This window comes from Nautilia sp. (assembly GCF_053994455.1).
On sequence record NZ_JBMYAU010000115.1, the window covers coordinates 1 to 11,226 of the forward strand.

Annotated in this window: 16 protein-coding genes; 4 read left to right on the forward strand and 12 right to left on the reverse strand. The window is 38.3% G+C overall.

Translation table 11 applies throughout. The features are described 5' to 3' along the window. Both ACXJIE_RS08120 and ACXJIE_RS08125 read right to left on the reverse strand, forming a co-directional pair. Positions 1-1,544: transporter substrate-binding domain-containing protein (locus ACXJIE_RS08120; protein ID WP_456480469.1), on the reverse strand; the 1,544-nt coding region annotated here is incomplete at its 3' end. A gap of 8 nt (positions 1,545-1,552) precedes the next feature. Beyond that, a complete protein-coding gene (locus ACXJIE_RS08125) occupies positions 1,553-2,440 on the reverse strand; it encodes a carbon-nitrogen hydrolase (RefSeq protein WP_456480470.1) in 888 nt (295 codons plus the stop codon). A 72-nt stretch (positions 2,441-2,512) separates the two neighbouring features. Here ACXJIE_RS08125 and ACXJIE_RS08130 point away from each other — a divergent pair, with 72 nt between their 5' ends. The 4 genes from ACXJIE_RS08130 to ACXJIE_RS08145 all read left to right on the forward strand — a co-directional run bounded on the left by ACXJIE_RS08130 (position 2,513) and on the right by ACXJIE_RS08145 (position 6,065). After that, positions 2,513-3,709: a saccharopine dehydrogenase family protein gene (locus ACXJIE_RS08130; RefSeq protein ID WP_456480471.1), complete on the forward strand. Its 1,197-nt coding sequence runs from the start codon at positions 2,513-2,515 to the stop codon at positions 3,707-3,709. 1 nt (position 3,710) lies between these two features. Further along, a complete protein-coding gene (locus ACXJIE_RS08135) occupies positions 3,711-4,184 on the forward strand; it encodes a phosphoribosyltransferase (protein WP_456480472.1) in 474 nt (157 codons plus the stop codon). Then, positions 4,177-5,394: a saccharopine dehydrogenase family protein gene (locus tag ACXJIE_RS08140; protein WP_456480473.1), complete on the forward strand. Its 1,218-nt coding sequence runs from the start codon at positions 4,177-4,179 to the stop codon at positions 5,392-5,394. Before ACXJIE_RS08135 ends, ACXJIE_RS08140 begins: the two co-directional genes overlap by 8 nt. A 119-nt stretch (positions 5,395-5,513) precedes the next feature. Beyond that, a complete protein-coding gene (locus ACXJIE_RS08145) occupies positions 5,514-6,065 on the forward strand; it encodes an HdeD family acid-resistance protein (RefSeq protein WP_456480474.1) in 552 nt (183 codons plus the stop codon). Here ACXJIE_RS08145 and ACXJIE_RS08150 read toward each other — a convergent pair. From ACXJIE_RS08150 to ACXJIE_RS08195, 10 genes are all read right to left on the reverse strand, one after another. Continuing rightward, positions 6,056-6,295: a hypothetical protein gene (locus tag ACXJIE_RS08150; protein ID WP_456480475.1), complete on the reverse strand. Its 240-nt coding sequence runs from the start codon at positions 6,293-6,295 to the stop codon at positions 6,056-6,058. The genes ACXJIE_RS08145 and ACXJIE_RS08150 overlap by 10 nt on opposite strands. Further along, entirely contained in the window at positions 6,255-6,860 is a 606-nt protein-coding gene (locus ACXJIE_RS08155) for a GGDEF domain-containing protein (protein ID WP_456480476.1), read from the reverse strand. The genes ACXJIE_RS08150 and ACXJIE_RS08155 overlap by 41 nt, the downstream gene beginning before the upstream one ends. Further along, on the reverse strand, positions 6,860-7,990 hold the full coding sequence (locus tag ACXJIE_RS08160; protein ID WP_456480477.1) for an FIST N-terminal domain-containing protein: 1,131 nt from the start codon (positions 7,988-7,990) through the stop codon (positions 6,860-6,862). Before ACXJIE_RS08160 ends, ACXJIE_RS08155 begins: the two co-directional genes overlap by 1 nt. Then, positions 7,980-9,752 carry an invasion protein CiaB gene (gene ciaB / locus ACXJIE_RS08165; RefSeq protein ID WP_456480478.1) on the reverse strand — a complete coding sequence of 591 codons (1,773 nt, stop codon included), beginning with the start codon at positions 9,750-9,752 and terminating at the stop codon, positions 7,980-7,982. Before ciaB ends, ACXJIE_RS08160 begins: the two co-directional genes overlap by 11 nt. 9 nt (positions 9,753-9,761) lie before the next feature. Further along, entirely contained in the window at positions 9,762-10,124 is a 363-nt protein-coding gene (locus ACXJIE_RS08170; RefSeq protein ID WP_456480479.1) for a hypothetical protein, read from the reverse strand. Between the two features lie 24 nt (positions 10,125-10,148). Then, positions 10,149-10,442, reverse strand: a complete 294-nt coding sequence (locus ACXJIE_RS08175; RefSeq protein WP_456480480.1) for a hypothetical protein — start codon at positions 10,440-10,442, stop codon at positions 10,149-10,151. Further along, positions 10,442-10,564 carry a hypothetical protein gene (locus tag ACXJIE_RS08180; RefSeq protein ID WP_456480484.1) on the reverse strand — a complete coding sequence of 41 codons (123 nt, stop codon included), beginning with the start codon at positions 10,562-10,564 and terminating at the stop codon, positions 10,442-10,444. Before ACXJIE_RS08180 ends, ACXJIE_RS08175 begins: the two co-directional genes overlap by 1 nt. Continuing rightward, the gene (locus tag ACXJIE_RS08185) at positions 10,530-10,673 is read right to left on the reverse strand and encodes a type II toxin-antitoxin system HicA family toxin (protein ID WP_456480481.1); all 144 of its coding nucleotides are present in this window, start codon (positions 10,671-10,673) and stop codon (positions 10,530-10,532) included. Before ACXJIE_RS08185 ends, ACXJIE_RS08180 begins: the two co-directional genes overlap by 35 nt. Then, on the reverse strand, positions 10,651-10,869 hold the full coding sequence (locus ACXJIE_RS08190; RefSeq protein WP_456480482.1) for a type II toxin-antitoxin system HicB family antitoxin: 219 nt from the start codon (positions 10,867-10,869) through the stop codon (positions 10,651-10,653). The genes ACXJIE_RS08185 and ACXJIE_RS08190 overlap by 23 nt, the downstream gene beginning before the upstream one ends. Before the next feature lie 89 nt (positions 10,870-10,958). After that, positions 10,959-11,226 (reverse strand): rhodanese-like domain-containing protein (locus ACXJIE_RS08195; RefSeq protein WP_456480483.1); only part of this gene is annotated, 268 nt, incomplete at its 5' end.

Here is an 11,226-nt window from a genome sequence, read left to right on the forward strand (position 1 = left end):
GAAAGCACCAAATCCCCCTGTTCGTGTCCGTAAGTGTCATTGATCTTTTTAAAATGGTCTATATCTAAAAATATAACGCTTCCGTCCGTTTCTTTTATTTTTTTATTTAAAATTTTTTCTATGGCGCCCCGGTTGTATACATCCGTCAAAGCGTCAAATTCCGATTCCCTTTTATATTTAAACGCAACATAAAATATTACGGACAGAATAAACAGCAGTACGAATATCACCGCATAAAACAGCTTTACGGGCCTGTTTTCAATGGCAAATTTTTCCCCTATGTATTTAGAAATAATTCTGTTTTTTTCAAAAATGGAAATTTCATCTATAGCCTCGTTTATTTTGTCTCTTATCTCTTTTAGATCTTTTCTTAACATAACCTGAAGTTTAAAAGTAAAAGGCGTTTTAAAAAAAATCCTCATATCCCCGATGTTTTTTTCGTTTATAAGCCAGACAACCGTGGGAAGCACGTCTACGACACACTGCGCCTTTCCTTCGTTCACAAGTTCAAAAGCGCCCATTACGCTTTTAGCCGTTACAAAGTTCAAATCCGGATAATGCCGTTTCATAACCTTATGGGCCGTGTAATTGTATCCGACCGCAAGGGATTTTATATCCTTTATACTTTTTATATAAAGCCCGTTTTTACAGGCCACCGCAAAAGGAAATTCGATATAAGGTTTTGAAAACACCGCATATTTTTTTCTGTCCTCCGTTTCCGAAGTGTTGGGTGTAATGTCGTATTTGTCGTTTTTTATACCGTTTAATATCTTAATCCAGACTGGTTCCACTATCAAATCGTAATTAAGATTGGCTTTTTTGGCTATAAGTTTCCAAAAGTCTATCCCTATCCCCCTTAATTCCCCCTGAACATTCAAATCAAAAGGAGGCCAGAAAGGTGTAGCGACAACTTTTAACTTTTTAGTCAGATAATCTTTAAACATATCGTCATAAATTGAAGAGACGTTCAGTTTCTCACGCATATAATAAGCACTTATCACAAGCGAAGCGTTTAACTGTATTTTAGGGAAATAAACGCTTAAAAAAGAGGCTTCGTTTTGGTGTTTTTTCAAAAACTCTCCGTCTGCAACCAGATAATATCTGTTAAAACTCATACCGATTTTGTCAAGGTCATAATAAAAAGAGCCCGGCGCGTATAATTTTTTATCGGTCACTATTGCGTCGACTTTACGTTTTTTATAATCTTCAAACGTGGCGCTTACGTATTTCACATTCCCGACGGCGTCAAAAAGTATTTTTGCCGGAAAATTTACGTTAGCGGCAACTTTTATCTTTTTTAAATCCTTGTGGGATATGATATAGGTTTTTATTTTGCCTATTCCGCAAATAACGCTCAGATTGTTTTCTATAATCAAAGGCAGATAGTTGTAACTAAGTATTAAAAACGAATTTTTTATATCGCTGTTTTGCGAAAAAACCTTTTTCGCAAACGGTTTGGGTATATAGTAGTTAAAATCCTCATCAACGTACACGTTTACGTTTCCGAACAGAAAAACCCCCACAAACAGCAACAACCACCGCATCCGGAACCTTAACAGTACCTTTTTTCCAGGCAGTTGTAAAGCTCGATTCTTCTGTCTCTGAAAAACGGCCATATTTTTCTGACTTCAGCGGCATGCTTAAGATCAACTTCGGCTTCGATTACCCCTTCTTTGCCGCCGGCTTTACATACCTCCTCCCCCTGCGGAGAGTAAATAAAACTGTTGCCCCAGAATTCTATTCCTCCGAGCACCCCGCTTTCGTCCCTTTCTTTTCCAACACGGTTTACGGCTATGACATACACACCGTTAGCCACGGCATGCCCTCTTTGGACGCTGAGCCAGGCATTAAGCATTTTCTCTTTTTCTTCGGGAGTGTTTTCCTTTTCACAAAGCTCGTCAGTCCTATCCTCAGGACACATAAGCCACCCTATTGCTGTAGGATATATTAAAACCTCCGCTCCTTTTAAAGCCATAATCCTTGCGGGTTCCGGATACCACTGATCCCAGCACACAAGCACTCCGAGCCTGCCCACACTCGTTTCAACAGGCTCGATTTCGTCACCCGGGGTGAAATAGAACTTTTCATAAAAACCCGGATCGTCCGGAATATGTGTTTTTCTGTATTTACCGGCGATTTTCCCCCTGTCAAACACCACCGCGGTATTGTAATACACCCCCTCTATTACTTTTTCAAAAAGGGACGTTATTAAAACTATATTCCTCTTTTCGCTAACTTTTCTCCAAAATTCAACATCTTCTTCGAAACTTTCGGCGTAATCGAAAAATTTCGTATCCTCACACTTGCAAAAATATTCGTTTTGATGAAGCTCCTGCAAAACAACAAGCTCCCCTTTCGTCTTTTCAATCATTTCAAGGGTGTGTTCGACATTTTTCCGTTTATCGCCTTTAAATTCCTGCTGAATAAGAGAAACCCTCATACAAACTCCGTTTTTAATAATTATATCATAATGAAAATCAAAAAATGTTATAATTTGAAAAAAAGGAGAATAATGGCGAATCTGTTAATAATCGGCGCCGGAGGCGTAGGAAGGGTTTCAGCGTTCAAAGCGGCACAAAACACGGATGTTTTTAATAAAATTGTTTTAGCAAGCAGAACAAAATCAAAATGTGACGACATAGCAAATGACATCAAAAAAAAACTCGGTGTTGAAATAAAAACATACTCCCTCGATGCAAATGAAAAACAAAACGTAACAGAACTTATAAAAAAAGAGGATATCGATATCATTTGCCATGTCGCGCTTCCTTATCAGAACCTTCCAATTATGCACGCCTGTATGGAAACGGGATGCGCATATCTTGACACGGCCCTGGCCGAAACGGAAGAAAACCCCGATACCTATTACGATTTGCAGTGGGAACTTGACGAAGAATTTAAAAAAGCCCGCACCATGGCCCTTTTAGGCTGCGGATTCGATCCGGGCGTCACTTCCGTAATGGTTAAATACGCAGCTGATTACCTTTTAGACGAACTTGAAGAGATTGAAATATACGACTGCAACTTCGGAAACCACGGCAGGGCATTTGCCACAAACTTTGATCCGGAAATCAACCTAAGGGAATTGAATCTTCCCGGCAAATACTGGGAAAACGGAGAGTGGAAAACAACGGAACCGTTCGAAGTCCAGATAAAGCACGATTATCCCGAATGCGGCGAAGCCGCAAGCATACTCATCTGGCATGAGGAACTTGAAAGTATTATCAGACATTTTCCGAATTTAAAAAGCGCAAAATTCTATATGTGTTTCAGCGAACAGTATCTTTACCATTTCAACGCTCTTAAAAATGTCGGAATGTTCAGCATTGAACCTATTGAAGTGTGTGAGGGCGTAAAAATTTCCCCACTTCAGTTTTTGGCAAAAGTGCTTCCGGATCCTCAAGATCTTGTCAAAAACTATAAAGGCCGTACAAACATAGGCGTAATTGCAAAAGGTAAAAAAAACGGCGTTGATAAAAAATTCTACATATACAACATATGCAACCACGAAAAAGCCATCGAGGAAACGGGAGCGCACTGCGTAAGTTATACCACCGGCGTACCCGCAATTATAGGTTGCAAACTCATGGCTAAAAAAATCTGGTGGGAAGACGGTGTTAAAAACGTTGAGGAATTCGATGCAAAACCGTTTTTTGAAGAGATGGAAAAAGACGGACTTCCGATTAAAATAACAGAAATAAAGGATTAAAATGATAAAAAAATATTTTTATTCGTATAATGAATTTATAAAAGACATTAACACTTTGGCGGAAGGGATAAAAAAACTTGACCCCGAATGTATAATTGCGGTGGCAAGGGGAGGTTTGACAATAGCCCATTTTCTCGGAGAAAATCTCAATATAAGAGACGTATATACCATAAATGCCATACATTATGACGATACGAAAAAACTCGAAGAAGTAAAACTTTTTAATTTTCCGGATCTGTCCCGGATAAAAAAAGCCGTTATCGTAGACGATATTAGCGACAGCGGAGACACGTTTGAGGCCATTATTGACAAACTTAAAAAAGAATACCCCGAACTGGAAATAAAAATCGCAACCCTGTTTTACAGAAAAAACACAAAGGTTATGCCGGATATATGTATAAAAGAAACGGATAAATGGGTTGTTTTCTTCTGGGATAACGAAGGACAAAAACTACAAAGGAGCGATAATGAGTAACCTTTTAATCATAGGAGCCGGGGGAGTTAGCCGCGTGGCTACCTTTAAAGCCGCAATGAACGATCACATTTTTAAAAAAATAGTGCTTGCAAGCAGAACGAAAAGCAAATGCGACGCCATTGCCAAAGACATTAAAGAACGCCTCGGCGTCGAAATCGAAACGTACGAAATAAATGCCATGGACGTGGACGCAACCGCCGAATTAATCAAAGACACTAACAGCGAAATCGTATTAAACGTTGCCCTGCCTTATCAGGATCTCGCTATTATGGACGCCTGTCTTAAAGCGGGGGCGCACTATGTCGACACCGCAAACTACGAACATCCGGATGAGGCGAAATTCGAATACAAAGAGCAGTGGGCAAAAAACGAAGAGTTTAAAAAAGCCGGGCTTATGGCGCTTTTAGGAAGCGGTTTTGATCCGGGGGTTACCAACGTATTTACCGCTTTCGCCGCACAGGAACTGCTTGACGAAATAGAATATCTCGACATTTTAGACTGCAACGCGGGAGATCACGGCTATCCGTTCGCCACTAATTTCAACCCCGAAATCAATATCCGTGAAATTACCCAAAAAGGCAAATATTTCGAAAACGGCGAATGGAAGGAAATAGAGCCCATGAGCGTAAAATTCAAATGGAACTATCCGAAGGTGGGGGAATATCCGAGCTATCTTCTTTACCACGAGGAGCTTGAAAGCCTTACCAAAAACTTTCCGAGCATTAAAAGAGCAAGATTTTTTATGACGTTCAGCGACAATTATCTGTGGCATCTAAACGCCCTGCAAAATGTAGGGATGACAAGCATCGAACCGGTTAAAATAGCCGAAGGCTGCGAAATCAGTCCTATGGAGTTTTTGAAAAAAGTTCTCCCAGACCCTGCAAGCTTAGGAGAGAGAACAAAAGGACAGACACATATAGGCGTTGTTGCCACCGGCTATAAAAACGGGACTAAAAAAAGATACTACATCTACAACATCTGCGACCACCAGTGTGCATTCAGGGAAGTAGGGGCGCAGTGTGTGAGTTATACCACCGGGGTGCCTGCTATGATTGGCTGTTTGATGATAGCCGAAAAACAGTGGTTTGAAACCGGTGTTAAAAACATGGAGGAATTCCCCGCACGCCCGTTTTTATACCAGCTTAACAAACAGGGGCTCCCTTGGTTCGTTGAAGAGCTTCCGACGGAAGGCCTTCCGATAGACGGCTGACACCTTCTTCTCTTTTTTTCTTTCATTCAAATAAATTAAGTCTTTATCACTCAATATACTTGACATTTTAATCTAAAATAGTTTATAATTATTTCTGTAAAACTTTTAAGGAGGACAAAATGTTCGTACTAAACAACATCGACAAGGAAAAACTGAAAGAATTCAGTACCATGTCGATTATCACAGGTGTGTTAATGGCTCTGGCCGGAGTTTTGGCAATAGCCAATCCGTTGGCGGGAAGTGTGGCATTCGTGGTGTTTTTAGGTGCTTTGTTTATAAGCGGTTCCATAATTCAGGGCTACATTACATTTAAAGCGCATCAAAAATCCCTCGGGGCATGGTTTAAAGTGTTCTTGCTTTTTGTAACCGGTGTGCTTTTGCTGATCTGGCCCGGAAGCGGTATTGCGGCCGTTGCTATTTTATTTGCGGCGTACTTCTTTATGGACGCGTTTGCAAGTTTCGGAATGGCACTTGATTTAAGACCGTTAAAAGGTTGGGGTCTTGCGGCGCTTAACGGTATGCTTAGCCTGCTGCTCGGAATAATTATGCTTATCGGATGGCCTTTTAACGCGCCTTTTACGGTTGGAATAATCGTAGGTGTGAGCTTTTTGATGGACGGATTGGTACTTGTTTACCTCGGCTGGCTTTCAAAAAAAGGTCTTCACGACTGATTTTTAGGCCAGAACTTTACTATCGAATAGCCCCCGTCCTTATGGCGGGGGGCTTTTTCGTCCCATTCGTACTCTTCTATAAAATCGTTTAAAACCGTTGCAAGATATTTCAACCTTTCATCAACCGGAAGATCAGGCATTTCTTCTTTTAAAAACATATACAGATCCTTATTCTGACCTTTACATTTTTTATGGAGTTTCCTGATTTTCTCTTCGCTTAAATCCAACATTTTTTCTTTTCCTTTTATTGGAGTATATTCTCTCATCGGCCTTTTGAATCAGCTCTTCTATATCTTCCCCGTCGTCAGGATACACCGAATATCCGTAAGAAAACGAAACCCCTTTTATTTCGGACTCCATTTTTCCCCTCGCCCTTTTAACAAGTTTATCTATATCTTTTTCATTTCCGTTTAACACCGCCACGACAAATTCATCACCTCCCATTCTTGAAATGATGTCGGAATTTCTTAAACTTTTTTTGAGTATTAAAGCGGCTTTTTTAAGAACTTCGTCCCCTTTTTTATGTCCGAACCGGTCGTTTATTTTTTTGAAATCATCCAAATCTATAAATAAAATAATGAGTTTGCCGTTATTTCTTTTAGCTATGTCTTTAAGTTTATAAACGTTTTCATAAAAAAATTTCCTGTTGTAAAGACCCGTTAAAGAATCGTTAATAGCCTCTTTAAATGTCTTTTTTAAAATTTTCTTCTGCTTTTTAATCAGTTCGTCGTATTTTACCGTTACTTCCCTTAATAAATTTTTCAATAAAATAATTTCCACTTCTTCCTGTTTCATCATTTCTCTTTCATAATGCACACTAAAGATGTTTCGTTGTAAAGTTTCAGCTTTTTATATTTTTTATCTGGGCCGATTTCCCCGAAAGTAAAAAAACCGAACAGATGAGAACCGAAGTTTTCAACGTAAATCCTGGGCTCGCATCTTTGTTTGTCATCTAAAATATACTGTCTCGCAACACAGGAAAAATTAAATGCCGCTTCTATTTTATCAAGTTTTTTGGCAAGTTTTTTAGATAATCTTTCATCTTCTCTTATCAGGTCGTATTTAGTTGCGAAAGAAAGTTTAAACTTCTGATGCTTTTTAACGGGACCGTAAAGTTTTATATATTCATTTTCAAGTTTTTCCACCGTCCTGAGCGTGGATACATAACCGTCGTCATCCATAATGTTAATAGGCAGATACCACAGATATTCTTCCTTCGGATTTTTTATACCTTTGAGTATTCTGCGTAAAATATCGGAAAAATTTTTATCATAATCCACAGTATATATTTTGTTTTTATCGCATTTAGTAATCTCATAGGTTATGCCGTAAGGCAAAAACCCCAAAGACATATCGATACGGGAATCTACGTTTTCGAAAGAGACAATAATGAATCCGTTTTTAATAATCTCACCGTCGACAAACTGAAAAGTCCTGACCTCACCATCATACTTTTCTCCCGACGAAATTCCGCCTATGATATTGTTAACGGGGAAATAATCAAGCTTTGAGGAGAGGGTTTCTATAAAAAAAGAAAAATATTCATCGGCCAGGGAAGCTATAATAAAATGTGTATCCTGTCTTCTTCCGTTAAGATAATCCCTTGTTTTATATAAATTGTATTTAGAAAGGTTTTTACAGTAATAAATGTTTACCTTCCCTTTTCTTTCGAATTTAAACACGCCCGCCACCACGCCTTTTATAATTTTTGTATCCGAAAAAAGATTTATGGCGTGAAATCCCACATACTCCGGGTTTTCAAACACTTTTCCGATTACAAAGTTTATTTCTTCAACTTCATATTCCGGATGTATGCCGAAAAAAATAAAATCATATTCACCGAATTCCGCGTCAATACGTTTTTTTATTTCGGTTACCGCATAAAAAAAGGACGTGTTTGTGGAATAAAACGTTTTAAATTTCATCACCTCTCCAAATTTTATCTCCTATCTGTCTGTATCTTTCATAATAATACCTCACAAATCTTTCCGTTTGTTTATTTTTAGGATAAAAATTTCCGTTTTTATATATAAATTCGTCCAAAAACTCTTTTGCGTCCGCTTTTTGGGCATAAAAATCCGCTAATTTAAGATACGTTTTTTTATACCACTCTTTTAATTTATCGTATTTCTCGTAATCATACTCTAAACTTTCGCCGTTAAACTCAATTACTCCGCTCTCAAACAGCCCCGTTAAATGGATGAGCCCCTCAATATAATAAGGAAGCACCTCATCGACCTCCATCCACGCAATAAGCCCCACGGCCCTTTTAATCGTATCGTCCAAAACGGCACATTTTAAATTTTCGTCTTCATTTTCAAAAAACGCCATAAGCCCACCCGTCGTGGCTTTAAACTCCTCTACGTTTTTAAACATTCCGGATTTGTTCATAGCGCTTTCGGTATCTTCGTCAACCCATAAAATATGTCCGAATTCATGCCCGATTGTTGTTATGTCGTAAACTTTTACGAATTTTTCCCTATCTTCGAGGTCTTTATAAAATCTCTTCATAAACTCTTTTCCCAAAATTTCATAACTTAAAGCCATTTGGGGCCTTGCTTTGGTGTCTTCATACACCTTATCGACAAACGCAAATATCTTTTTGCCTTTAACGGCGCTTACCGTCTCGTCGTTCGGAACTACCTGCGCACTGAAAAGCCCGTTAAACTCCGCCCCGTAAAACGTGGCGGGTGATGAAATGTAAAGCTGTGTTTTTTTTATGTTGCCTAAAGCCGTTTTTAAAAGTTTTTCATCTTTGCAGTATTTTTTATACATAGCCAATATATTGTCTTTGACTTCGCTTTTGAGAGTCGGGTTTTTTATTCTCACATCAAGCTCAAGAGCCACGGCTTTTCTGTATTTATCCTCATAATATTCGAGAGGATGCCCCACCTGTACGGGTGATTTTATATCCATCCACAGTTTGTCGACCTCAGCCCATTTTTTAATAAGTTCGTGTCTGTTTTTTTCAAGAAGCGCCATTTTCAAAGCATGAAAATAGAGTATCCACTGAAGTTTGTATTCATCCTCTAAATTTTCAAGGGCAAGTATCAGCTCGTCAATCGCTTTTACCGCCTCGTTTACCTCTTCCTCGAAAATTTCGCAGTAGCTTTTTGCAATATAACCGCCGCTTTCGCCTTTTACCAAAACCGAATAGCATCTATCCCCGAATTCACCGTCATAACCCCTGTCAATCAGATCTTTTTCAATCAGATACGCCATTACTTTAGCCTCGTCTTCTCCGAATTCCCTGCTTAAATCCTCATTAATCGTATGGATTATGTGTTTAGTCCAATTCGGCTGCCATTTGCTAAAAGCAATCCCTATTTTATGGACGCCTTTTAAAATTTCAGCGTAAAAAGGCCCCACAAAAGGCGCTATGTTTTTGATAAGCTCTTCATGCTCTTTGAGCCAGAAATTTTTTGTAAGCTCATATAAATCAAGCTGAATTTCCTTAATCTCCTCTTCGCTGAAATTTCCTTTTTTTAAAAGGTTTAAAATACTGTCTTCCCTCAGGTGAAAAAACCTTTTTTTAAGGCTCAGCAGGTTTTCTTCATTTATTTCCAGCCCGAGCTCTTTTAAAATAGCCTCAAAAAGCTGCTTGATGTCATCAGGGCATTTTTTAAAATACCCGTTTATTTTTTCGTCTCTTTTTCTTACCGCCTCATAAGCCGCTTCTAAAAACATATTTCTCCTTTACCAGTCGTTCCAGGAATGGACTTTTTTAGCTATCAAAAGCCCGTCCATCCTGTTAAGTGCGCTAAATCCGATGTCATATAGTTCATTATCGTCCATTTCAACGAGGGAAATCATATACCCGCCGTTTCGAAGCGCCCTGAAAAGCGGTTTTGGATCTCTTTTTTCATCACAGATTATAAAATGATAAAACCTTTTAGCACTCAAATCACCATCTAATATTTCCACGTTTCTATTTTCTTCATTTACAAGCGTTTTTAATTTTTCACTCGTTACACCTACATTGATATTCGGCTCATATCCAATGATTTCATTAATTAGTTTTCCGTTTGACATTTTCAATTCTCCACCCGAATTTTTCACTTTTCACTTTTCATTTTTCACTTCTTATACGCTTCCGTACGAGAAAAGCTCCCTGAACAAAAACGCCTCAACCACGTCGTTTATACTCATCTCTGACGCCGGAGTCATGAGAGGCTCGGCACCGGCTTCAAGGAAATCGAAAACATACTCTTCTTTAGGTGTTACAAAAAAATGAACTGTTCCTACAAGATCATCCCTGTTTTCAAAATAGTCTATTTTTTCTATCGCACCGTTGTTTACAAAAACCTTGGCGAATTTTTCAGCTTCTTTGCTTCCTACGCACACTTCGTTTTTTACAGGAATTCCAATTATAAACATTATTTACCTTTATTTAAAAAATCAATTAATTCATCTACTTCAACATCAATTGAATTCAACATTCCCTTTAATAACCCTCTTTTAAGGTTAGCTTTTCCGTGATACAGTAATACTTTTTCCATTTGAATGTTTAAATCTTTTATGAGATCCTTTTTGTCTCACTAAAACAAATCTTTTAAATTCTAAGAATTTTAGAAAATCTTTTGCACTAATTATAGGAATTGGCGGCATTTACATCTACCTCCCATATTCCAAAAATCGGACTGATTTCTTCATTTTCATCCAACGAAACTTCAATTGCCTCAATTATGTTTTTTTTCAATTCATCAAGGCTGTCCGCCTGAGTAAAACAACCTTTAAGCTCAGGTACATACGCAATATAACCACCGTCAAGTTTATCTTCTTTTACAATTACATTAAATTTCATAAACAGCCTTTTTTATGGATTTTATCTATTATCACTTTCCATTCTCCACTCTCAATTTCCCATTTTACATTTTCACTTTTCACTTAATTTCACCCTCTTTCAACTTCACCGAAATAATCGGCAATACCGTATGTGAGATTCCCTACTTTAGTAAAACCCAACTGCTGCTGAAGGGCTTTTTGAAGATACCTGCTTCTGCTGCCGACATGACAGTAAATTATAATTCTTTCATCTTTATATTTCATCCATTTATCAAGTTCATACTGAACCCTGCTGATAGGAAGCAGTTCGTCGGTTCCTTTTATTCTCATCATCTGGTATTCAAACGGCTCTCTTATATCTATAAGGGAAAAACTT

Excerpts from the sequence above, each read along its gene's own strand:
- ACXJIE_RS08125 (WP_456480470.1), bottom strand. The coding sequence starts at position 2,440 with ATGAGGGTTTCTCTTATTCAGCAGGAATTTAAAGGCGATAAACGGAAA.
- ACXJIE_RS08130 (WP_456480471.1), top strand. The coding sequence starts at position 2,513 with ATGGCGAATCTGTTAATAATCGGCGCCGGAGGCGTAGGAAGGGTTTCA.
- ACXJIE_RS08135 (WP_456480472.1), top strand. The coding sequence starts at position 3,711 with ATGATAAAAAAATATTTTTATTCGTATAATGAATTTATAAAAGACATT.
- ACXJIE_RS08140 (WP_456480473.1), top strand. The coding sequence starts at position 4,177 with ATGAGTAACCTTTTAATCATAGGAGCCGGGGGAGTTAGCCGCGTGGCT.
- ACXJIE_RS08145 (WP_456480474.1), top strand. The coding sequence starts at position 5,514 with ATGTTCGTACTAAACAACATCGACAAGGAAAAACTGAAAGAATTCAGT.
- ACXJIE_RS08150 (WP_456480475.1), bottom strand. The coding sequence starts at position 6,295 with ATGTTGGATTTAAGCGAAGAGAAAATCAGGAAACTCCATAAAAAATGT.
- ACXJIE_RS08155 (WP_456480476.1), bottom strand. The coding sequence starts at position 6,860 with ATGAAACAGGAAGAAGTGGAAATTATTTTATTGAAAAATTTATTAAGG.
- ACXJIE_RS08160 (WP_456480477.1), bottom strand. The coding sequence starts at position 7,990 with ATGAAATTTAAAACGTTTTATTCCACAAACACGTCCTTTTTTTATGCG.
- ciaB (WP_456480478.1), bottom strand. The coding sequence starts at position 9,752 with ATGTTTTTAGAAGCGGCTTATGAGGCGGTAAGAAAAAGAGACGAAAAA.
- ACXJIE_RS08175 (WP_456480480.1), bottom strand. The coding sequence starts at position 10,442 with ATGTTTATAATTGGAATTCCTGTAAAAAACGAAGTGTGCGTAGGAAGC.
- ACXJIE_RS08180 (WP_456480484.1), bottom strand. The coding sequence starts at position 10,564 with ATGGAAAAAGTATTACTGTATCACGGAAAAGCTAACCTTAAAAGAGGG.
- ACXJIE_RS08185 (WP_456480481.1), bottom strand. The coding sequence starts at position 10,673 with ATGCCGCCAATTCCTATAATTAGTGCAAAAGATTTTCTAAAATTCTTA.
- ACXJIE_RS08190 (WP_456480482.1), bottom strand. The coding sequence starts at position 10,869 with ATGAAATTTAATGTAATTGTAAAAGAAGATAAACTTGACGGTGGTTAT.